23 protein-coding genes are annotated in these 19,181 nt (G+C 47.5%); 10 read left to right on the plus strand and 13 right to left on the minus strand.

All coding sequences use genetic code 11. The features are described from left to right. The first annotated feature begins 56 nt into the window (after positions 1–56). The 5 genes from OIK42_RS07945 (at position 57) to OIK42_RS07965 (ending at position 5,541) form a co-directional block, all read left to right on the plus strand. On the plus strand, positions 57–419 hold the full coding sequence (locus OIK42_RS07945; protein ID WP_273639610.1) for a hypothetical protein: 363 nt from the start codon (positions 57–59) through the stop codon (positions 417–419). Next, complete coding sequence (locus tag OIK42_RS07950; protein WP_273639611.1) at positions 409–1,305, plus strand: MlaA family lipoprotein; 897 nt, start codon at positions 409–411, stop codon at positions 1,303–1,305. Before OIK42_RS07945 ends, OIK42_RS07950 begins: the two co-directional genes overlap by 11 nt. After that, positions 1,280–3,745, plus strand: a complete 2,466-nt coding sequence (locus OIK42_RS07955) for an efflux RND transporter permease subunit (protein ID WP_273639612.1) — start codon at positions 1,280–1,282, stop codon at positions 3,743–3,745. The genes OIK42_RS07950 and OIK42_RS07955 overlap by 26 nt, the downstream gene beginning before the upstream one ends. Beyond that, positions 3,735–4,196, plus strand: coding sequence for a hypothetical protein (locus tag OIK42_RS07960; protein ID WP_273639613.1), 462 nt, complete (start codon positions 3,735–3,737; stop codon positions 4,194–4,196). The genes OIK42_RS07955 and OIK42_RS07960 overlap by 11 nt, the downstream gene beginning before the upstream one ends. Positions 4,197–4,356: 160 nt before the next feature. Next, positions 4,357–5,541, plus strand: a complete 1,185-nt coding sequence (locus tag OIK42_RS07965; protein ID WP_273639614.1) for an endonuclease/exonuclease/phosphatase family protein — start codon at positions 4,357–4,359, stop codon at positions 5,539–5,541. A gap of 187 nt (positions 5,542–5,728) precedes the next feature. Here OIK42_RS07965 and OIK42_RS07970 read toward each other — a convergent pair whose 3' ends face one another. After that, positions 5,729–5,929 carry a hypothetical protein gene (locus OIK42_RS07970; RefSeq protein WP_273641554.1) on the minus strand — a complete coding sequence of 67 codons (201 nt, stop codon included), beginning with the start codon at positions 5,927–5,929 and terminating at the stop codon, positions 5,729–5,731. A gap of 29 nt (positions 5,930–5,958) precedes the next feature. Beyond that, positions 5,959–6,135 (minus strand): DUF1328 family protein, encoded by a 177-nt coding sequence (locus OIK42_RS07975; RefSeq protein ID WP_273639615.1) that lies wholly within the window; start codon positions 6,133–6,135, stop codon positions 5,959–5,961. A 254-nt stretch (positions 6,136–6,389) separates the two neighbouring features. Here OIK42_RS07975 and yfbR point away from each other — a divergent pair, with 254 nt between their 5' ends. Continuing rightward, complete coding sequence (gene yfbR, locus OIK42_RS07980; RefSeq protein WP_273639616.1) at positions 6,390–7,037, plus strand: 5'-deoxynucleotidase; 648 nt, start codon at positions 6,390–6,392, stop codon at positions 7,035–7,037. A 207-nt stretch (positions 7,038–7,244) separates the two neighbouring features. Here yfbR and OIK42_RS07985 read toward each other — a convergent pair whose 3' ends face one another. The 9 genes from OIK42_RS07985 to OIK42_RS08025 form a co-directional block, all read right to left on the minus strand. Continuing rightward, positions 7,245–7,655, minus strand: coding sequence for a hypothetical protein (locus OIK42_RS07985; RefSeq protein ID WP_273639617.1), 411 nt, complete (start codon positions 7,653–7,655; stop codon positions 7,245–7,247). A gap of 58 nt (positions 7,656–7,713) precedes the next feature. Further along, positions 7,714–8,313 (minus strand): CC0125/CC1285 family lipoprotein, encoded by a 600-nt coding sequence (locus tag OIK42_RS07990; RefSeq protein WP_273639618.1) that lies wholly within the window; start codon positions 8,311–8,313, stop codon positions 7,714–7,716. Positions 8,314–8,537: 224 nt separating this feature from the next. Next, positions 8,538–10,493, minus strand: a complete 1,956-nt coding sequence (locus OIK42_RS07995) for a response regulator (RefSeq protein WP_273639619.1) — start codon at positions 10,491–10,493, stop codon at positions 8,538–8,540. A 10-nt stretch (positions 10,494–10,503) separates the two neighbouring features. Next, positions 10,504–10,923 carry a response regulator gene (locus OIK42_RS08000; RefSeq protein ID WP_273641440.1) on the minus strand — a complete coding sequence of 140 codons (420 nt, stop codon included), beginning with the start codon at positions 10,921–10,923 and terminating at the stop codon, positions 10,504–10,506. Positions 10,924–10,942: 19 nt separating this feature from the next. Next, a complete protein-coding gene (locus OIK42_RS08005) occupies positions 10,943–12,457 on the minus strand; it encodes a sensor histidine kinase (RefSeq protein WP_273639620.1) in 1,515 nt (504 codons plus the stop codon). Continuing rightward, positions 12,454–12,687, minus strand: coding sequence for a hypothetical protein (locus OIK42_RS08010; protein ID WP_273639621.1), 234 nt, complete (start codon positions 12,685–12,687; stop codon positions 12,454–12,456). The genes OIK42_RS08005 and OIK42_RS08010 overlap by 4 nt, the downstream gene beginning before the upstream one ends. A 4-nt stretch (positions 12,688–12,691) precedes the next feature. Next, on the minus strand, positions 12,692–14,035 hold the full coding sequence (locus OIK42_RS08015; RefSeq protein ID WP_273639622.1) for a sigma-54-dependent transcriptional regulator: 1,344 nt from the start codon (positions 14,033–14,035) through the stop codon (positions 12,692–12,694). Between the two features lie 79 nt (positions 14,036–14,114). Continuing rightward, positions 14,115–15,029 (minus strand): LysR family transcriptional regulator, encoded by a 915-nt coding sequence (locus tag OIK42_RS08020; protein WP_273639623.1) that lies wholly within the window; start codon positions 15,027–15,029, stop codon positions 14,115–14,117. A gap of 78 nt (positions 15,030–15,107) precedes the next feature. Next, positions 15,108–15,455, minus strand: coding sequence for a rhodanese-like domain-containing protein (locus tag OIK42_RS08025; RefSeq protein WP_273639625.1), 348 nt, complete (start codon positions 15,453–15,455; stop codon positions 15,108–15,110). A gap of 237 nt (positions 15,456–15,692) precedes the next feature. Between OIK42_RS08025 and OIK42_RS08030 the strand changes: the two genes are divergently transcribed. Further along, on the plus strand, positions 15,693–15,989 hold the full coding sequence (locus tag OIK42_RS08030; RefSeq protein WP_374211844.1) for an ArsR/SmtB family transcription factor: 297 nt from the start codon (positions 15,693–15,695) through the stop codon (positions 15,987–15,989). A 53-nt stretch (positions 15,990–16,042) separates the two neighbouring features. On the opposite strand, the gene OIK42_RS08035 is transcribed toward OIK42_RS08030, so the two are convergent. Next, on the minus strand, positions 16,043–16,720 hold the full coding sequence (locus tag OIK42_RS08035) for a PRC-barrel domain containing protein (RefSeq protein ID WP_273639627.1): 678 nt from the start codon (positions 16,718–16,720) through the stop codon (positions 16,043–16,045). A 153-nt stretch (positions 16,721–16,873) separates the two neighbouring features. Next, on the minus strand, positions 16,874–17,230 hold the full coding sequence (locus OIK42_RS08040) for a MaoP family protein (RefSeq protein WP_273639628.1): 357 nt from the start codon (positions 17,228–17,230) through the stop codon (positions 16,874–16,876). 399 nt (positions 17,231–17,629) lie between these two features. Here OIK42_RS08040 and OIK42_RS08045 point away from each other — a divergent pair, with 399 nt between their 5' ends. From OIK42_RS08045 to OIK42_RS08055, 3 genes are all read left to right on the plus strand, one after another. Then, on the plus strand, positions 17,630–17,800 hold the full coding sequence (locus OIK42_RS08045; protein ID WP_273639629.1) for a hypothetical protein: 171 nt from the start codon (positions 17,630–17,632) through the stop codon (positions 17,798–17,800). Between the two features lie 96 nt (positions 17,801–17,896). Next, complete coding sequence (locus OIK42_RS08050) at positions 17,897–18,739, plus strand: LysR family transcriptional regulator (RefSeq protein ID WP_273639630.1); 843 nt, start codon at positions 17,897–17,899, stop codon at positions 18,737–18,739. A 42-nt stretch (positions 18,740–18,781) separates the two neighbouring features. Continuing rightward, positions 18,782–19,138 (plus strand): DUF2750 domain-containing protein, encoded by a 357-nt coding sequence (locus OIK42_RS08055; protein ID WP_273639631.1) that lies wholly within the window; start codon positions 18,782–18,784, stop codon positions 19,136–19,138. Positions 19,139–19,181: the final 43 nt, after the last annotated feature.

Raw genomic sequence — 19,181 nt, forward strand, 5'->3', positions numbered from 1 at the left:
GGCGCTTCGCACGGAGCCGTTGCCGTTTTTCTTAACACAGGTAAATGGGAATACCCATGCAAAAATTAACTAAATGGACATTAGGCGCCCTGGTGGTATGCAGCGGCGTTTTTGCTGGACCTCAAACAGCATCTGTGACGCGCCTGGTAAATAAGGAATCGGCGGCGCCTCTTAAATCACCGGATGAGCCTTATCGCAGCCCGGTCATAGTGCAATTAGAACAACAAGTTAAGATGACTCATTTTGATCCAAAGCAAAGGCTACACGGCTTACGTTTTAAGCGTATAGTGCATTATCTGAGTGAGGCGCGCGGCTACGATGAAAAGCACTCGATGTATAACCGTGACGAGGCATTAACCCGGGCGGCTAATATATTGCGCCACCATCAGGTAAAAACCGGACAATACTATGAATTATAAGTCGACGTTACTTACATTTTTATTGTTCGTCGTGGCCGGGTGCTCGTCAATACCGCCACCCGACCAAGTATCCCCAGTCAGTGTCTCAACGGCCCGGGCTCCCGGCGAAGCTCAGCAAGGCGTTTCTGACAAAGCAGAACAACTCAGCCAGGGAAAACCGGTGAGTATTGCCACCTCTCAGGGGCAGATAGATATCGAACCTGCTGTTGTGGCGGTAGCAAATGCCAATTCGGCCACTGACCCGGTGGTGCCCGCGCAGCCGGATTACTACGACCCGTGGGAAGGCTTTAATCGCTCTGTATTTGCCTTTAATCACAAAGCTTATGAGTACGTACTTATTCCTGTTACCGACGGCTACAAGGCAGTCATACCTTCTCCGGTGCGCGCTTCCGTTGGTAACTTCTTTGCTAACCTGCGGGAACCGTTAAACCTGCTCAACAATTTATTTTCCGGAGACGTTGATGATGCCGGCAGTAACTTAGGGCGGTTTTTAATTAACAGTACGGTGGGTGTGTTAGGGCTTTTCGACCCGGCCAGCAGTTGGTTTGATATTGACAAAAAGCGTCGTTCAATAGGCGACATGTTAGCTCATTACGGGGTAGGTTCCGGGCCCTTCTTAGTATTACCTGTGCTCGGGCAAAGTGATGTGCGCGGCGGCGTTTCAATATTAACGGAAGGCATAATTCATCCGGTGAATCAGATTGCCGATTCACCACAAAATTATCAGCTTCGAACGGTTGACGGTTTAGATGACTTTTCGTCGCAATCAGATACTTATCAGACGTTGTATAACGAAGCGCAGGATCCGTATTTGTATTTCAGGAACCAGTATTTACAAGGGCAGGCAAGGGATACGTTGTATGAAAATAAAAACGCTAAGGACTAGTCTGGCAAACGCCATTGTGAGCGGGCGATGGGCAATCATTGCCAGCTTTATAGTACTGTTGGTCGCTGCTGCCGCAGGGATCCCCAAATTTAAAATAGCCGCTTCTGCCGACACATTGCTGGTGAAAGACAACGAATTATATATTCAGACTCAGATGGCTGAGCAAACGTTCAGTCCTGATGAATTTATTTTACTGGCCTACGAGCCCACCGAACACGACGTTTTCAGTGAGCAGACGTTTAACGACCTGGCGATGTTATCGGATAAACTGAGTCAGATTGAACGCGTTGAGTCCACAACGTCAATCCTGAGTGTACCGCTCATCGACAACGCTGACGCTTTAACCGGTCAAACTGATGTGAGCGACCTCACATGGCTTAATCAGCGCTATGCGCCTGAAACAATGCGTGACTTAGTCAGTGGACATCCCATTTTTACTGATTTATTAATCAATCGCGATAACAGCGCTACTGCTATTCAGATTGTATTTCAATCCAACCCTGAACTGGTTGAGATAGAACAGCAAATCACCAATATCAAGGCAAACCTGCTTGACCGCGCGCTGACCGATGATGAGCAGCAACGCGTTGCGCAATTACAGTCGCAGGCAGAGCCTCTGCGCGCTGAGCTGACCCGTCAACGCAAGCAGGAAATTGCACAAATCAATGCCATTACCCAGCAAGTGAACGAACGCGCCAATACCTATTTAGGTGGCTCTTATGTGGTGGGACAGCACCTTATCGATATTATTCGTGCTGATCTGGTTGTTTTTGGTCTTGCTATTGCTGTTGTCATTGCCCTATTGCTGGCGGTGCTTTTCAAACGGATAAAGTGGGTGGTGTTTCCATTATTAAGTTGTGGCCTGAGTGTTATGTTAACTATCGGCGCTCTCGGCTGGTTTGATTTGCGTGCCACGGTGATCTCGGCCAACTTTGTGGCGTTGCAGATCATATTAACCCTGGCAGTGATGATCCACATGCTGGGCAGCTATCGGTATATTGTGCGTGAACAGCCTGAACTGAATCAACATGAACGGGTAAAACGCATGTTGGAAGACAAACTCGCGCCGTGCTTTTTTGCTTCATTAACGACCAGTGTTGGCTTTGCAGCTCTGCTATTCAGCGGCCTCGAACCGGTCATTTCCTTTGGAATAATGATGCTGATCGCAATGCTGATATCGCAGTTGGTCAGTCTGCTGTTATTCCCGGCGCTGCTGGCTTTGTTTCCCGCTGGTAGCGAAGCCACAGATTACCGTTTTATTACCCGTACGCTGGCTGTGTGTCGCTCACTTTCACTTAACCATCCGGGCATGACCATAATCACCGCGCTGGTGCTCTTTGCGGCACTTGGTGCAGGTATCACCCGACTCAATGTAGAAAACTCCTTTATTAACTATTTTGCCAAAGATACCCGGGTGTATCAGGAGTTGGCCTATATTGATAAGCAATTCGGCGGGACCACCGCCCTGGATATCATTATCGATGTGCCACAGCGGCCCGATGATCCGTCGCTGATGATTGGCGCTGACAGCGTAAACCAGCTGACTTTAGTACAAAGCGCGGTGACCGCATTTGAGGCAACCGGCAGTGTCACCTCGCTGGTTAATTTTACTGAGCTGGCAAAACAACTGAACGGGAACCGGCCGTTAACCGAGTACGAATTATCGAGTATTTATTACCTGTTAAATGAAAAAGTAGTCAATCAACTGGTGGGCGCATATTTTTCAGAAGAACACCAACAATTGCGTATTGCGGTAAGAATTCAGGATACAACCGAAGGGTTAAACCGCGAGCAGTTTATGTCGCAACTCAAAGAAGATCTGGCAACGGTTGGGGTGGCGCAAGACGGCTATCAGCTAACCAGTTTGTTTGTGCTCTATCAGGATATATTGAGTCGCCTGTTTGACTCACAAATTAATACTTTGGGGGTTGTTTACGTTGCGCTGGGCTTAGTGTTTTTACTCATTTTTCGCTCAATTAAAGTAGCACTTATCGCTTTGCTTCCCAATATTCTGACCACTCTGGCTATTTTAGGTGTAATTGGCTGGGCAGGGATCCCTCTGGATATTATGACTATCACGATAGCGGCCATTGCGATGGGGATAGCTGTGGACGATACCTTGCATTTTGTGCACTGCTACTTAGCGTCGCTGCGCGAGGAGGGGCATAGCCAGTCTGCGAATAAAGCGCAACAGGCTGCCAACTCTGCCTTTAAACACAGTGGTTTGGCAATATTAATGACTACCACGGTTATTGCGGTGGGGTTCTCCTTGTTTGGGTTTTCGGACTTTTTACCCAGTGTGTACTTTGGCTTACTCACGGCACTGGCCATGATAATGGCATTGGTGGCTGATTTAACCGTGTTACCGGCGTTACTCAATAAGTGGGTAGCACCAGACTATGAAACAAAAAATGAAACTGAGGGCGCGCGTGCAAACTAAAACTTTCTCTTTAAAAAACGTATCAGCCAGTTTTTTTGCCGGCTTATTTTTATGTGTTTCGGCCACAATGGTGGGCATGTCTGGGGTGCATTTTTATGCCGGGTTTGCTGACGAAATAGATTTTGTATCGGCGGTGATAAGAGCGGTGAATGACTTATTTATCGCCCTGGCCACTTACGAACTCGCGATGGGTATTTTTAAGGAATATCGCCACAGTGAAGAAGACGATTTGTTTTTGTCGATTCGTCGCACGGTCACGCGGTTTGTTAGTGTCGTCGTTATTGCACTGGTGCTTGAGGGGTTGATTATGATTATAAAATACAGTCAGCTCGATCTGGCCGGAAATTTGTTTTACCCGGTCGCCGTGGTCATTGCGGCCAGTGTGCTGCTAATATCACTGGGCGTGTTTTTGTACCTGACCGGCAGTAAACATGCACTACCGGCGGAATAACCCGCCGACGCTGCATTGATTAATTGAGCTCAGCTCGTTGCGTGATCTCGTTACAAGATGTCGTTATAAAATGTGAAGCGGGCTATTTACGTTCATTGACACTGTTTATTTGCAGTGTGTGAGGTAAACTGAAGCCATCATTTTCTGATGGCTATTTCCAATGAACAGGTCTGCTTTTACTGCATTTTTTATACTCATTTTTGCGCTCTTTTATGCTAGTGATTCGCACAGCGAGACCCTGCGTGTTGCGACGTTTAATGTCAGTATGGAAGCCAGTAATTATTCACAGGATGACACGGAAAACCCTGCTGGCGACATCTTGTTGACCCACCTGAAATCGGCACAGCATCCGCAAATTCGTAATATTGCCGAAATTATTCAGCGTACGGCCCCGGATATTATATTGCTGAATGAGTTCGATTATTACCCGAATGCATCACCTTCTGCTGCCGCATTATTTGTGACAAATTATCTCAATGTCAGCCAGCAAGGCCAGACCCCAATAGATTATCCTTACCAGTATATTGCGCCAGTGAATACCGGCGTGCCGACGCCTTTTGATCTGGATAATAATGGCGAAAAAACCGGGCACGGTGGCGATGCGTATGGGTGGGGGCTGTATCCGGGTCAGTATGGCATGGCACTGTTATCGCGATATCCCATTGATGTCGATGCAATCCGTACTTTTCAGCTGTTTCGTTGGCAGGATATGCCCGGTGCGCAGCAGCCTGTCGATCCGGTGTCAGGAGAAGCCTGGTATAATCAGCAAGAGTGGGCAGCGTTGCGATTAAGTTCCAAATCTCACTGGGATATACCGGTAAATGTAAAGGGTAAAACCGTGCATATACTCGCGATGCACCCAACGCCGCCAACCTTTGATGGCCCGGAAGACAGAAACGGCAAACGCAATCACGATGAAATTCGGTTGATGGCCGATTACTTGCTGCCATCAACAGCTGACTATATTTATGATGATACAGGTCGCGAGGGCGGTTTTACCGGCCAGCGTTTTGTACTGGCCGGCGATTTTAATGCCGCAGACACAGGCGATAAATACCGACCGGGCGTTATTGAGCAGCTCACCGAGCATCCGCTGGTCAATAATAGTGTCATACCTATCAGCGAAGGCGGTGCGGAGTCGCATAGCATGCACGAGAGTAATCGTTTTACAGCATACTGGGGCGCGCGGGCCGATTATGTATTGCCGTCGCAGTTTGGTTTTAAGGTGACGGCAGCCGGTGTTTTTTGGCCGCGTAAAAGTTCAGCTTTGTATCGACTGGTAAAAGACCGTCAAAGAAGCTCTGATCATCGTTTGGTGTGGGTGGATTTAGCGTTAACGGATTAATGATTTTAATCAATAAAGAGAATTATGCGCTTACGGGGAGGGCGATATTGAACCGGTTTATGGTGTCTTCATAACCCGTATTGCTAATGAAAAGTGGGTTTAGTTGTATATTTCCATAAAAAAGAGAGGCAATATCAAAAGATATTGCCTCTGCCGTCTTATATCAGTAGTGCTGATTTAACGTCAATTAGCAGTCGTCGTCTTCAGCTTCAACACCTTCTTTGACTTTTTCACAGGCATCCTCTACAGCATTACCTGCGTCGGTTACTGCCTCATCGATTTTTTCACCAGCGTCCTCGGCCTCGCCACCAGTACAGGCGATAACTGAGCACGCGAAAGCAGCGATGACGGTCATTTTTAATACTTCCAAAAACTTTAAATTCTTCATAATTAATCCTTAATATTGGGGTCTTTTGCCTAGGCTTTGGGGGCTTTGCCGCGTAAAGCGCCTGCCACCAGTGAGATAACAAGTAGCACTACAAATAAAAAGAACAGAAACTGTGCTATACCTGTTGCTGCACCGGCGATGCCACCGAAACCGAAAACTGCTGCGATAATTGCAATAATAAAAAATGTAATTGCCCAACCTAACATAATGTCTCCTTGTTTATTTCATCGTAAGTCACTAATGATTATGCGAGTCTTGTGCCACTACCTAAGTTGTTGTTTAATATGTTTTTAATTGTTTCTGAGCCATTTGAAGATAGTTGCTATGCTAGTTTGTTACCGCCTTTGTGCACATTTTACACGGCGGTTTCGACAGCCTTTGCTGCGCATAGGCTGACATTAGTAGCAATTAGGTTTAGGATCGCGTTTTAACGTCGCTTTTTAATTATCCGGAGTTCCCCATGGCCAATACTCACTCAGCGTTTATCGGGCTGATGCAACGCGCCCGCAACGTGAAACGCTGGCCGTTGATGGCGCAGTTTCAGTCTGAAATGTTATCGACGCATATTTACGAAGCATCCGTGATTGCACACATGCTTGGGGTGATTGCCAAAGAAGTGTATAACGAGGACATTAACCCTGACCGTGTGGCATCCATGGCCATTTTTCATGAAGGCAGTGAAATAGCCGGTATGAGTGATATTCCCAGCCCGGTGAAGTACCACGATCCTGAAACAACCCAGGCCATTAAAAAGTTAGAACGCCGGTTTGAACAAATGTTGATCAAAACGCTGCCGGAGGCGCTTCAGGCGAGCTATGAATCGCTCATTGTGCAGGATAAAAACGATGACCATGTGCGCCTGGCCAAAGCCGCTGATGTGCTGTGTGCTTATCTTAAATGCGATTATGAACTGGCTAAGTCTAATCATGAATTTTCTAATGCAATGGAGGAGATGGAAGTGCAGTTGGCTCGTTACCGGGAGTTACATCCCTGTGTTGACTACTTCTGTAAGGTCTTTTTAGAAGACGCTAAAGGTACACTGGATGAGCAAACCAAGGATCTGGACTGGGTAGAAAACGCCAATCAGGCTAATTTGAAATCTTCTTAGTTACCTTACCAGATACCACCCAACGCTGACGCGTCTTTCGTATGTACGGTAGTGTTGTCGGCGTAGTGTTTTAATTAACCCCACTAAAGTTCCGGTACGGATAAAGTAAGCAGCCGGCAACGGTGTCGTTACCATCATTTTTAAACATGGCCGCCAAACCATGCTTTGCGAAAGCGGTTACGGGCTAACACATTAATTAGATGGCTATTATTTGTTGAGCAGGGCAGTTAATTTTTCCAGACACTGCTGGTGACGGTTAGTGATCTGGCGCAATTTTAGCGACAGGCCAGACGGCTTCAATGACGACAGACTGTCGTTTAAGCAGGTCAGTAATTGCTGTTCAAGTTCGATAAAACCATCGATTTTATCGTGCGTTGAATAGTTACTCAGTATTGCCTGCAGACGCTCATTAAGGGGCTCGGTCAGGCCACTATCCTGCGTGTCATCGTCATCGGGTGTAAGCAATGCCAGGGCGCGTGTTTTTTCTTCTTTGAGTAATTTTAAGCAAGCCATTTGTTGGCTCGATGGCTTATCAGATGTGGCAGAATCATATAGCTCTGCGCCTTTACTAAACAGCGCTTGTAAGTGCTCAATGGTATTGGTCTTATCGTGCATCATAACTACTCAATAAATTAGGTGAATGAGACGAAAGGCTGCCTGGCTAATCAGTGTTTGGTTAGTCAACCACTATCGCTTGTTCGGGGGCCGGCTCATGGTGACCGAGTTGAATGGTCATGGTGTAGTACTTAGCCGGACCAGTATCCATTGTTGATACTGCACCAACAGGTTCTGGTGCCGTTACCTGCTCGCAGCCAGACACACTGCACTGTTGATTTTTGGGTAATGCCGTGGTGTTTACATCGCCTGTTGCGGCACCATCAACCGTGTTTTGCTGCGGCGCGGCCGTCATGATTTGTTGCTCATCCATGCCAGGTAGCATAACCGATTTGGCGGAGATAACCCGGTACCATGAAAAGCCTTTAGTCAGGGTGAGTTCGGTAGCACGCTGATGCGCATAATCAGCCAGTTGCTGGGCTGTTGTGGCTTCATTGGCTTTATACGTAATTTTATACTTTGACTCAGACAGACGGTGCGATGTATAGCCTTCACCGCCCGGGCTCTGCGCTGCTTTGTAGGGCGTAGCTACCAGTGCCTGACCCGCACATCCGGTCAAAATACAGGTGGTAAATGCCGTGACCAGCAGTGCTTTTGCCAATTGTGTATTGCTGAATAATTTAACCAGTAAGGTAAACTCAACGCTGATTATTGCATTCATTGCGGACAACTGCTTGAAAATTTGATGCATAACTATTTGCCTCATTCAGGTCGTTCAGGTCGACCCGAGTTGCTAATTAAATGATTCTGAACAGATAGAAGCAACGCTTATGCCATCGTTTTTGTTTTATTTAACTTGTTGTAATTAAAGAGGAAATAAATTTTCTGGCGCGAAATTGAAATGACCCGCGCCGGTGGCTATGTAAAAGTTGCACGGCAACGCTATCAAAAGTTCAAGGTGGCTAAGTCGTTTTTAGTAACCGGTTTGAGAAGGGTCTGGCTGACGGGTAAATCGGCGATACGCTGCTGATCCGGCTGGGCACCGCTGATAATGGTAAAGGTAAGCTGTGGTGCTATCTGCTGTAGTGCGGCAATGAGCTCGTAGCCATTGGTATCCGGCAGGTGCAGGTCCATCAGTACATGGCAATACAAATCAGGGGCCGCAGCGATTGTTTGCAAGGCTTGTTGACCGCTATGGGCGGTATCTGCCTGATGATTAAGGCTCTTAAGTAACACGCACATTAAGTCGGCCGCATCCTCATCGTCTTCAACCACCAGCAGGTGTTCACCACTATCGCTGTCGGGCTCAATATCGACCACGGGCAAGGTATCTTTTGCTGGTATCAAAAAGGTATCAAGGACTTCGCTTAATTCACGCCTGTCGACAGGTTTTGCAATTACATTATCGAACCCGTCACTGAGCAGAGACTCACGCAGGCCCTTGCGGCTTGCCGCTGTGACGGCAACTACTGGTGTTTGAATACCTTCTTTACGCAGCGCCCGCAAGCAGTCGATGCCATTCATCACGGGCATGTGGATGTCCATCAGAATTAAATGAAAGGGGCGTTTCTTTTGCTCTGCACTGCGCACCTTTTCCAGCGCATCAGTACCATTTTGAGCATACGACACGCTAGCCTGGCTCATGCCTACAAGTCTGCCGGTAAGACGACGTATTTCACGCAGGTCGTCAACGATCAATACTCTGCCATCAAGTCGCTGATTAATTTTAAATTGCTTGGCGCGTCGCACCGGCGCATCCAGATCCAGCGGTACAGTGTTGACCTGATTTACGTTACCGGTATCGATAGTAAACCAAAACCGACTGCCTTTGCCTTGTTCAGACTCTACGTCGATACGACCGCCCATAAGTTGCACCAGCTCATTGGAAATGGCCAGGCCCAGACCGGCACCGCCGTGGTTGGCCTGCATCAAATCCTCAATTTGTTCAAAAGGTCTGAAGATGGTTTGCAGCTTATCTTGCGGCATGCCAATACCGCTATCTTTCACCGTAAAGCAAAGTTGTTGGCTGGTGGCATCAAAATCAATATGAATATTCACCTCACCATTGTCGGTAAATTTAATAGCGTTGTTAGTGAGGTTAATTAATACCTGGCGCAGGCGGGTAGGGTCGGAGTTGATCGTTTCGGGCAACAGCGCATCCGCGGTAACCGTTAACAACAGGCCTTTTTCACTGGCTTGCATGACCATGAGGCTATACAGATCGGTTAAGAATCCGGTTAAATTAAATTCGGTCGGCACCAAATCAAGTTTATTCGCCATGATCCGTGACATATCGAGCAGATCGTTTAACAACGACAGCAAATGCTGGCCATTATTTAATATGGTCGATAGTTCAGGGGTAATATGCTCATTTTCAGGTGAGTCCAGTAACAGTTCGGTATAGCCCAGAATCGATGATAATGGCGTACGCAGTTCATGACCGAGATGCGCTAAAAATTTATCTTTTGCTCTGTTTTGCTGCTCCACCCGGTTGCGTTCAAGGCGCTCTGTTTCTATTTCCCGGCGCACCAGGGCATAGCGGATAGTGCGCATAAAACGGGGCGTGTCGACTTCGAGCTTGGTTAAAAAATCAGCCGCTCCGGCGCGCATTACCCGATCATCGACCACGTTGTCGGCCTGGCCGGTTAACACCACTACGGGAATGTTGACCGACAAGCCTTTAAGTTTAGCCAGCACGTCCATGGCATTTTCTTGGCCCAGCACATAGTCCAGCAAACACAAATCAAAAGATTGGTTTTTTAGTAACTCAATGGCTTCGGCACCGCTTTTGGCCCAGCTAAGTTCAAACCTCGGTGATGTACATTGTTCAAGGGAATCCGCGGTGAGAAAATAATCATCCTCATCATCTTCAACCAGAAGTATACGTACACTGTCGGTCATAGCCCTCTCATCAGGTGTTATTGGGGAGTTCAACGAATTCTATCCAGTAACGGCCAAGCGCCTGCATCAGATCAACCAGTCCTTCAAAATTAACCGGCTTGGTTATGTAAGACGCGGCGCCCATATCGTACCCGCGTAACATGTCTTCTTCTTCCTTCGAGGTGGTTAAAATAACCACCGGAATGCTGCGTAATTTAGGATCGGCTTTGAGTTGTTCGAGAGCTTCCCGGCCGTCCATGCGCGGCATGTTAAGGTCAAGCAATATCAGGCTCGGCCGTGGCGATGAATCAGGGTCAGCATACTTACCTTCCCGGCGCAGGTATTCAAGCAACTCAACGCCGTCTTCAACGCATTTGAGGTTATTCAGAATACGCCCTTCTTTTAAGGCGTCGACAGCAAGCAAACGATCGTCTTCATCATCATCTGCCATTAAAATGGTAATAGGTAAGCTACTGTTCGGCACGGCTTATTACTCCCTGTTGTTGCAAACTGGTAAACGGCTGTCCATCCTCTGGCAGGTAAATCTCAAACCTGGCGCCTTGTTGAGGCTCTCCGAAGGCCTGTATCGTGCCATTGTGGCGTTCGACAATGCGGCGGCAAACCGCGAGTCCAATACCTGTGCCCTGATACTCTGAACGACCATGTAAACGCTGGAATGGCGCAAATATCTTCTCTGCAAAGCTTTGTTCAAAACCAATGCCATTATCCTGCAGCGTTATTTTGAACCATTTTAAACCCGGAAGTAAATGCAAACCTTCAACATTGGTTTCATCGATGCTCGCATAGCGCACGCTGATGTGCGGCGTGGTGTCGGGTTTGACGAATTTAAGTGCATTGGATAACAAATTTAAAAACAACTGATTCATTTGGGTGGTGTCGGCCTGAATGGTGGGTAAATCATCAAGCTCAATGACTGCAGAGGTTTCTTCAATTTTGATTTCCAGATCGTCTAATACCGAGGCGACAATGGAGTTCAGATCCGTGCTGGTAAAGTCTTTACCCCGTGTGGTTACTCTGGAAAAGGCAAGTAAATCACTGATAAGCATTGACATTCTCTCGGCTGCATTGAGCATGCGACGTAAGAAGTCCTGCCCGCGTTCATCCATCACTGATTCATACCCGGTACTAATACGGTTGCCGAATGCACGGATTTTACGCAGGGGTTCCTGCAAGTCATGGGAGGCGACAAACGCAAAATCTTCAAGCTCGCGGTTACTGCGGGACAGTTCTTCGGCAAAGACCTGAAGTTCGGCGGTGCGTTCTTTGACTTTGGACTCAAGCACCATATTGTGTTGCTGTAAATCGCGCTGGTAACTGATGGTGTCGCGAATATTCATACGCAACAAAAAGAATATACCAACGATGAGCAGTGTGGTGGTAACCGCAGAAATAATCAGATTGGTGATGGAGTCTGCCCGTAATTTCATCAGCGAATCAATATGCTGATTTTGCAACTGACGTTCTTGTTGGTCGATTTCAACAAACAGTGTCTCAAACTCATCATACAACAACAGGCCACGGTCGGTAGAAAACAGCGTCATTGCCTGATCGAGCTGGCCTTCTCGGGCAAGTTCGACGACTTCTATTAACGCTTTTAATTTCACTTTTGACAAGTCAATAAGCTGTTCCAGACGTGCTTCCTGGACAGGGTAGTCTGACGTGATCGCGTTTTCCTCTACCTGTTCAATTAACCGGTTGACGCGATTTAAGGTTTTTTCATAGTCACTAAGATAGTCTTCTTGCTGGGTTAAAAGATAACCCCGTTGGCCTGATTCTGCGCGCAATATTGCCACATGGAGGGTGTTAATGGAGTTGATGACTTTATTGGTGGTAAACAGTCTTCTTTCCAGTGACTCCAGCTCGCCAAGGGTATGGATTGTATAGGCAGAATTGGCAGCAATAACGATGACAACAAGGCAAATTAGCAGTACCCAGGAAGCCGTATTGCGCAGAAAGTGGCTCATTCATTGTTGCCTGTGTTAGTGGGATTAAAGTTATCGACGATTTGACTGAGACTGTCGCTGCAGTCCTGGCAACCCGCAATGATTTTATCCAGCGCGGCCAACGCCTTATCAGGTGGAATAGCGCCCTCTAGTGCAAGCTTGATTAGCTCTGCCTGCATTGTAATGCGGTTGAGGGGGCGCCTGGCGTCGTGCACTGCGGTTTGTAGGGTGGCAAATTGTTCGTCATCCATAGTGTTAATGTCCGTTGTCTGTCGTGATGTCACCATAAGCGTGCAGACGGTTGTAGAGTGTCTTGGTGCTGATACCGAGCATTTCTGCCGCGGTCGTCTTGTTGCCATCTACTTTTTCCAGGGTGGCGTAGATAAGTTCTTTCTCGACATCTTCAATGGTGCGACCCGCTTTGAGCCCCGACGACAACGTTTGCTTTTTGGCAAAGGGTGACTCAATGGTTTTCGGCAACTCAATGTCCACGCCCTCCGGATCGCTCATGATGGCAGAGCGATGGACAAAATGACGCAGTTCCCGAACGTTGCCTGGCCAGTCGTAGGCCTGAAGCTTTTCGAGCTGCTCAGCCTGCCAGCGGAATTGACTATCGTTTTCGGCGTTTAACTGGTCAATAAAAAAACTTGCCAATAACGGAATATCTTCCTTGCGTTCGCGCAAGGGCGGGATAGTAATGGGAAAGACCGCCAGGCGGAAATAAATATCCTCGCGCAATACTTTGCTTTCAGCGAGTTCTTCCATGCTACGGTTAGAGGCCGAAACAACCCGGCAATTAACGGGAATTGCTTTGGTGCCACCGACGCGGATAACCACTTTATTTTCCAGCACCCGCAGCAGGTTAGGCTGCATGTCGATGGGCATTTCGGTAATTTCGTCAAGAAACAGGGTGCCGTTTTCGGCCTGTTCAAAGACGCCGGCTTTACGGCCTATCGCGCCGGTGAAGGCACCTTTCTCATGACCAAAAAGTTCACTACCAATCAGCTCTTTGGAAAACGCACCGCAGTTAGTTGCCACGTAAGGGCCTTCACAGTCTGCCGCCGCATGAATCGCTGCGGCAACGACCTCTTTACCGACGCCACTTTCACCTAACAGCATAACGTTTGCATTGGTTTTACTGACCCGGCTGATGAGTTTGTAGAGTTCCTGCATGGAGGCCGACTCGCCAATCAGATGGCCAAAATGCTGGGTAATGGCCTGCTTGGCAGACTTTTTCTGCGCTGACTTTTTTGGCGGCTGAAGCACCGCTTCGAGCTCTTCACGCTGAATAGGTTTCACCAGATAGTCGACATTCTCACCGCACATGTCTTTGATGATGCCTTTTACCGAAGGGTGTCCGGTGATAAGTGTCACGCGCGGCCGTTTTTGCCCGGCGTTAAGCTCTTCCAGCAAATGCAAACCTGAGCCATCCGGTAACATAAAATCCAGTAATATATGGTCGAAGGTCTCTTTGCTCAGCCAGTCTCTGGCTTCGGCAAGGTTGGCCGCAGTAAGTACTTCGTGACCTAAAAATTCTATTATGGTGCAGGCGACATCCGTAAACTCGGTGTCATCATCTACGAGAAGAACTGTTAACAATGTATCGTCCTTTTAACTATGATCATTTGCGTAGTGGCTGAGCTCTCACCACTACGTTGTAAAGCTGTTCAATGTTTTTTTACTGGCTGTCACTGAGCGACGGTGCATCGGGTAAAGACATTGTCTGATAACGTAACTCACCAATAAATGCTCTGGCCGCAGGACCGAGACGGTCACCATCTGCAAAGCACAGATGCACGATAGATTTACGCAACCCGCCTTGCTCCAGAGGCAGCGGCTTTAGTGTACCATCTTCTAACTGATTTTTAATGATGGCAAAGGGTAACCAGGCAAATCCTAAGCCCTGACTAATGATATCAATTGAGGTGCGCACATGGCTGACTGTCCATCGCTGCTCAGCCCCTAACCATCCTGAGTCTGCTTTTCGATCGGCAGAGGAGTCGCGCACCACTATTTGCCGGAAGCTTTTCAGATCAGCCAGGGTTAAGGTACGGTTGAGGGAATGTAAAGGATGTGATGGGTGAGCAACGGCAATGAATTCGATATCACACAAATCCTCGCTGAATCCGTTGTCGTAAGAAAAAGGTGAAATAGCAATATCAACTTCGCCCCCTTTTAGCAGGGTATTGGCACCGTTGAGCACCGTTTCCATTAACTCTATTCTTAACAGCGGGTATTCCTGTGAGACTTTGTTGAGTGCTTCATAAAGCATCTCCGTCGGAAAAATAATATCGACAGCAATACGCAGATAGGTTTCGATTCCCGAGGTGAGGCTGTTTGCGACGCTCTCAATTTTGTGGGCTTCTTCGAGCAAAAAGCATGCGCGGCGGTACATCAATTCGCCGGATTCAGTGAGCGTAACCCGGCGGCCTTCGTTATTAAATAGCGTCAGTCCCAGTGCATGCTCTAATTTTTGCACAGCATGGTGAATACTGGACTGACTCTTATGAACCTGCTCCGCTGCCTGGTTAAACCCTCCGGCATCGACGACAGCTTTAAACATCCGCCACTGTTCAAGGGTTGCTTTTAACATGTAATAGGCACTCCACAATACTGCCACGCCTGGTTTATGGCGAATCGGTAATGCGTAGAGGTTACACCTATTATTTAATTAGTTAAATGCCTTTTGAATAGTAGGGATGTCGCAGCTCATAACCGCTACATCCTGATAACCCATTTTGGCCAATTGCTCAGCAGCGAGCATGGCGCGAGCTCCTGATGCACAGTGCAGAATAATGGTTGCACCGGGGTCGGTGACTAACTCCAGTATTTTCATTTCGAGGAGACCACGCGGAATATTAATGGCGCCTTTGGCTGGTGAGCTGGCATGTTCAGAGGGCTCTCTGACATCAATGACAAAACACTCGTGTTGGGCTTTTTCGGCGGCCGCTTCGGCAGCAGTAATTTTTTTGGGAGCTGGGTCAATAGCAGCTAAACGTTCTTGTAGGCTAAGTAACATAAATGGGTACTCGTTATAGCTTAAAATATAAATTAAATCTAATATTGGGGAGGTGATCTGTCAACTTGTATTCGGTGTCGCAGGCGCACTTGCTGGTGTGCAAAAGTCACATAATATTACATTGTCGGCAGTGTATATTTCTTGCTAAACGCCCCGGATTAACGTTCAATATATGGCGTAGCGTGTAGTGGTACTTAGGCGTCATGGTAACGCCCTAACAACTAAGGTTAATAAGCTATGGATCCCAGCCAAATAATGACCAGAGCAGCAGATGCTGAACAATTTCTAAAACAACTTTCAAACAAAACACGTCTCATGGTGTTGTGTTCCTTACTTGAGGGAGAGCGATCGGTCACGGAGTTGCTCGACAGCGTGCCGGTAACGCAACCGGTCTTATCGCAGCATTTAGCGCTGCTGCGCGAGGCAAAGCTGGTTGCCCCCCGCCGCGCCGGACAAACCATATATTACCGACTGGCCGACGAGCGGATCAGGCAAACCATGCAATTACTGTATAGCTTTTTTTGCCAGGACTGAGAGCAACATCGGCTAAGTCAGCAGCCCTGGTAAGGTGCAATAATTCCCATTAGCTAATCATCCGCATCAGGGGCGTTTTCTAATTCGGCTTTATTCATTTTCAGCGTCAGGCTGTGTTCGGCCCAATCGATGCGTTTAATATGCTGCGTCTTAACTTTGACGTGCTTACCGCCTGGTAACCAGTCGTTCAGGTCGATGATCAGGTGCGACACTGACCAGTCCGGAAGCTGCACAATAAAGTCATCAACATGTCCTGTTTTGCCATCGCTAAGGACCACGGAGTAGCCACAGAGCTCGTCGCAGGAACGTAAGTGTTCATGTTTAGCGGGCTCGGCTGTTTGAATGTCCGGGCTGGCGTCGGCTAACTCCAGCGGGTGGGCATACTCGCCCCAGGCGCCCGGGCCGGTCCAGTAGTAACCGTAACCGAAGTACCTGAACAATAACGATTCATACTCACGTGACACAGGTTGATGCGCCTCAAGGGGCGGCCCGTTTTTAACGTCCTCCTGGCTAAGGCTAACGTGCAGTTTCTCATTGGCGTCATCGACATTGTCAATTGATACCGGGGTAATCACCACTTTGCGACTCAGCGGCAACCATTTATTGGTGTCGGCTACCAGATACCTGACAATCCATTGTTCGTCGTCAATCAGGACATCCTCACAACCGCCAATATCACCGTCGGTGGCATGAATATCAAAGTGTTTAAGGTGGGAGAAACGAGTTTCCATGCTGACCTCCAATATGCCATTGCTTTTCAAGGCTTCTAAGTCATAGCATGGCATCAAGATCAACAAACTGCGAGTTTTGGCAATAATATCTCCACAAGTCGGCGCTGAATTACGGCCGACTTGCGAGGTTAACAGGGATGAAATTTACTCTGATCAGGCGACGTCAAACTCTTCGTCTGAGTACTCTTCATCGAAATCAGACTGATTACTTGCTGAACTATGCAGCGTGTAAAACTGCTTTCGGTTACGCGCCAGTTTAATGTACTTTAACCACGCTTTTTCGATTGTACTTGAGGCTGGTGTTTCGCCCTTGAGCACATCAATAAAACGTTGTTCTTCGGCATTGTCAGGTTCAATTTCGCCTGATTCCAGTGCTGCCAGGGTTTTACCGTAACCAGTTAGAATATCGGCTTCAGTAATGCTGAAATCGCCCGACTTGCGAAATCCGTAAGGGAAATGCTGACGGTCGATAAATTGCTTTTGGGGTAAACGAATATCTGTCGTCTTCATAGTGATGCTCTCGTCGTTAGCTGGTTGGTTTGCGATAAATTAAACAACATGTTTGCACGGCTAATTTGGTGTGCTTATTTTCAGTGCACTTTTAATTTATAAATAGCGAAATGAAAAACAAAAAATTTTTCTCATCACAATAAAAAAAATTGTTTTACACAAGTGACATATTTTATGTCGCGGATTTATGTGTCCAGCATCTGCAGAGCTCGATATATAAAGCCCTTGGTTACGAGTGGCTGGGGCTAAACGCGAGGTCGTGTTAGCAGGTTGCGCAGTGTTGTTGCTCAAAAAATAGCCATCAATAAACTTTGTCGTAACGATAAAAACTATTCATTTCCCATTTTCTGTAGGGAAGGAATAATAATCAGTGAAAGTTCGTAACCACCAGAGAAGACAATGAGTAAAGACTATCGTTACCAGAGGGAAGAATGGGACTCGGTAGATGACGAGGATAATGTTGACGATCCGCGTAAAAGCCTGAAACGTCAGCAGACCGTTAAGAATAAAAAGAAGGCGATGCAGCAACGCGACAAACAGCGTCGGGCGCAGTTCGATAATTTTGAATAGCGCCGGCTAGTCGTGTTTTGTACACGTTTTTAATTTACATTACGGTAAACTTGTGCCAGCTTATACGTATGGACGAGAGTCATAGTACGTATAAGCATGGACATTCGTTTTCTGACGACATTTGTAGAAGTAGTTAAAACACGTCATTTCGGCAAAGCTGCCGAAAATCTTTATTTGACGCAATCTGCGGTAAGTGCGCGGATTAAGCAGCTCGAAGAGTATTTCCACACCACATTATTTGTGCGACATCGCAATAGCATTCAACTGACACCGGCAGGTGAACGGTTGTTGCCTTATGCCGAGCAATTGAGTGCTACTCTGCAGCAGGCTAAACAGGAATTGCAACGCGAGGCTGGCGAGTATCTGGTGTGCGGGGCTGGTCAGCTGAACAATGAAATTTGGATGCCCGATCTGTTAAAGCATATTCACAGCGCTTTTCCGGAGTGGGCGATTAAAGCCGAAGTATTGCCCTCTGAGCAAATATCCCGCCAATTGCATGATCGCAGCATTGATATCGCTTTTTCCAGCGAACCGCTCAAGTCTGAGGAGTTCACCGGTCAGCTATTAAAAGCCGTACCGCTGGGATTGTTCAGTATTAATCAGGCCACCGTCGATACGTCACCGTCACAGTTCGTTTCTATTGACTGGGGCAGTAAAGCACGTGATGAGTTGCTTACCCGGTTTGCTGAATACCGCGACGCAAAATTTACCACCAATTCACTACGTTTGGCGTTAGCCACATTGCAACAGGAAGGGGGCATTGCGGTGCTGCCCGTCGGCCTGGCCTGGCAACAGTGGGGGCTGGAAAATGTCCGCTGTATTGATCATTTTACAACGGCTCAATGTAAACTCTATATGTACTTTATGAAATCAGTCAGACGCGCTATTGTGCCGGATGTTGTCAAAGTGGTTAGCCAAAACTTTGCAACCGATGGTTAACGCCTGCCAATTACAGGCTGCGTATTGATAAAGAGAACAATTATGATCACCGATAATGATTTTTTTAACCTGAAGCCCGAACAACGTCTGGCTGTTTTTTTCTCTACCGTTAAAGAGCAGGGTGAATTATTTATTTTAAATGACGAGCATGGTTGCGTCATGCTTACTTCCGATGAAGACGAAGAAGGTATACCGGTATGGCCAACGGCGAGTCTTGCCAGTATGTGGGCCGATCAGGAGTGGGCACATTGTGAGCCCAAAGCGATTAGCCTGGACGTCTGGAAGGAACGTTGGACAAGCGGTATGTCGAAGGATTTGTTGCACGTTATATTAGCCCCGGTTCCCGGCGAGGAGAGCGAGCTAATGCTACCAGAAGATTTTGCAGAAAAGCTGATTTAACCGTCAGCAACCTTTTATAAGGCGCCCCAATACAATCAAAATT

Origin of the sequence: Alteromonas gilva (genome assembly GCF_028595265.1) — a bacterium.
Taxonomy (GTDB): domain Bacteria; phylum Pseudomonadota; class Gammaproteobacteria; order Enterobacterales; family Alteromonadaceae; genus Alteromonas; species Alteromonas gilva.

Bases quoted from the DNA above. Each gene is read 5' to 3' on its own strand.
- OIK42_RS07990 (WP_273639618.1), bottom strand. From the start codon at position 8,313: ATGAATGCAATAATCAGCGTTGAGTTTACCTTACTGGTTAAATTATTC.
- OIK42_RS07985 (WP_273639617.1), bottom strand. From the start codon at position 7,655: ATGATGCACGATAAGACCAATACCATTGAGCACTTACAAGCGCTGTTT.
- OIK42_RS07950 (WP_273639611.1), top strand. From the start codon at position 409: ATGAATTATAAGTCGACGTTACTTACATTTTTATTGTTCGTCGTGGCC.
- OIK42_RS08040 (WP_273639628.1), bottom strand. From the start codon at position 17,230: ATGAAGACGACAGATATTCGTTTACCCCAAAAGCAATTTATCGACCGT.
- OIK42_RS07970 (WP_273641554.1), bottom strand. From the start codon at position 5,929: ATGAAGAATTTAAAGTTTTTGGAAGTATTAAAAATGACCGTCATCGCT.
- OIK42_RS07945 (WP_273639610.1), top strand. From the start codon at position 57: ATGCAAAAATTAACTAAATGGACATTAGGCGCCCTGGTGGTATGCAGC.
- yfbR (WP_273639616.1), top strand. From the start codon at position 6,390: ATGGCCAATACTCACTCAGCGTTTATCGGGCTGATGCAACGCGCCCGC.
- OIK42_RS08055 (WP_273639631.1), top strand. From the start codon at position 18,782: ATGATCACCGATAATGATTTTTTTAACCTGAAGCCCGAACAACGTCTG.
- OIK42_RS08000 (WP_273641440.1), bottom strand. From the start codon at position 10,923: ATGGCAGATGATGATGAAGACGATCGTTTGCTTGCTGTCGACGCCTTA.
- OIK42_RS08025 (WP_273639625.1), bottom strand. From the start codon at position 15,455: ATGTTACTTAGCCTACAAGAACGTTTAGCTGCTATTGACCCAGCTCCC.
- OIK42_RS08010 (WP_273639621.1), bottom strand. From the start codon at position 12,687: ATGGATGACGAACAATTTGCCACCCTACAAACCGCAGTGCACGACGCC.
- OIK42_RS07975 (WP_273639615.1), bottom strand. From the start codon at position 6,135: ATGTTAGGTTGGGCAATTACATTTTTTATTATTGCAATTATCGCAGCA.
- OIK42_RS07965 (WP_273639614.1), top strand. From the start codon at position 4,357: ATGAACAGGTCTGCTTTTACTGCATTTTTTATACTCATTTTTGCGCTC.
- OIK42_RS08020 (WP_273639623.1), bottom strand. From the start codon at position 15,029: ATGTTAAAAGCAACCCTTGAACAGTGGCGGATGTTTAAAGCTGTCGTC.
- OIK42_RS08005 (WP_273639620.1), bottom strand. From the start codon at position 12,457: ATGAGCCACTTTCTGCGCAATACGGCTTCCTGGGTACTGCTAATTTGC.
- OIK42_RS08045 (WP_273639629.1), top strand. From the start codon at position 17,630: ATGAGTAAAGACTATCGTTACCAGAGGGAAGAATGGGACTCGGTAGAT.
- OIK42_RS08035 (WP_273639627.1), bottom strand. From the start codon at position 16,720: ATGGAAACTCGTTTCTCCCACCTTAAACACTTTGATATTCATGCCACC.
- OIK42_RS08050 (WP_273639630.1), top strand. From the start codon at position 17,897: ATGGACATTCGTTTTCTGACGACATTTGTAGAAGTAGTTAAAACACGT.
- OIK42_RS07995 (WP_273639619.1), bottom strand. From the start codon at position 10,493: ATGACCGACAGTGTACGTATACTTCTGGTTGAAGATGATGAGGATGAT.
- OIK42_RS07955 (WP_273639612.1), top strand. From the start codon at position 1,280: ATGAAAATAAAAACGCTAAGGACTAGTCTGGCAAACGCCATTGTGAGC.
- OIK42_RS08030 (WP_374211844.1), top strand. From the start codon at position 15,693: ATGGATCCCAGCCAAATAATGACCAGAGCAGCAGATGCTGAACAATTT.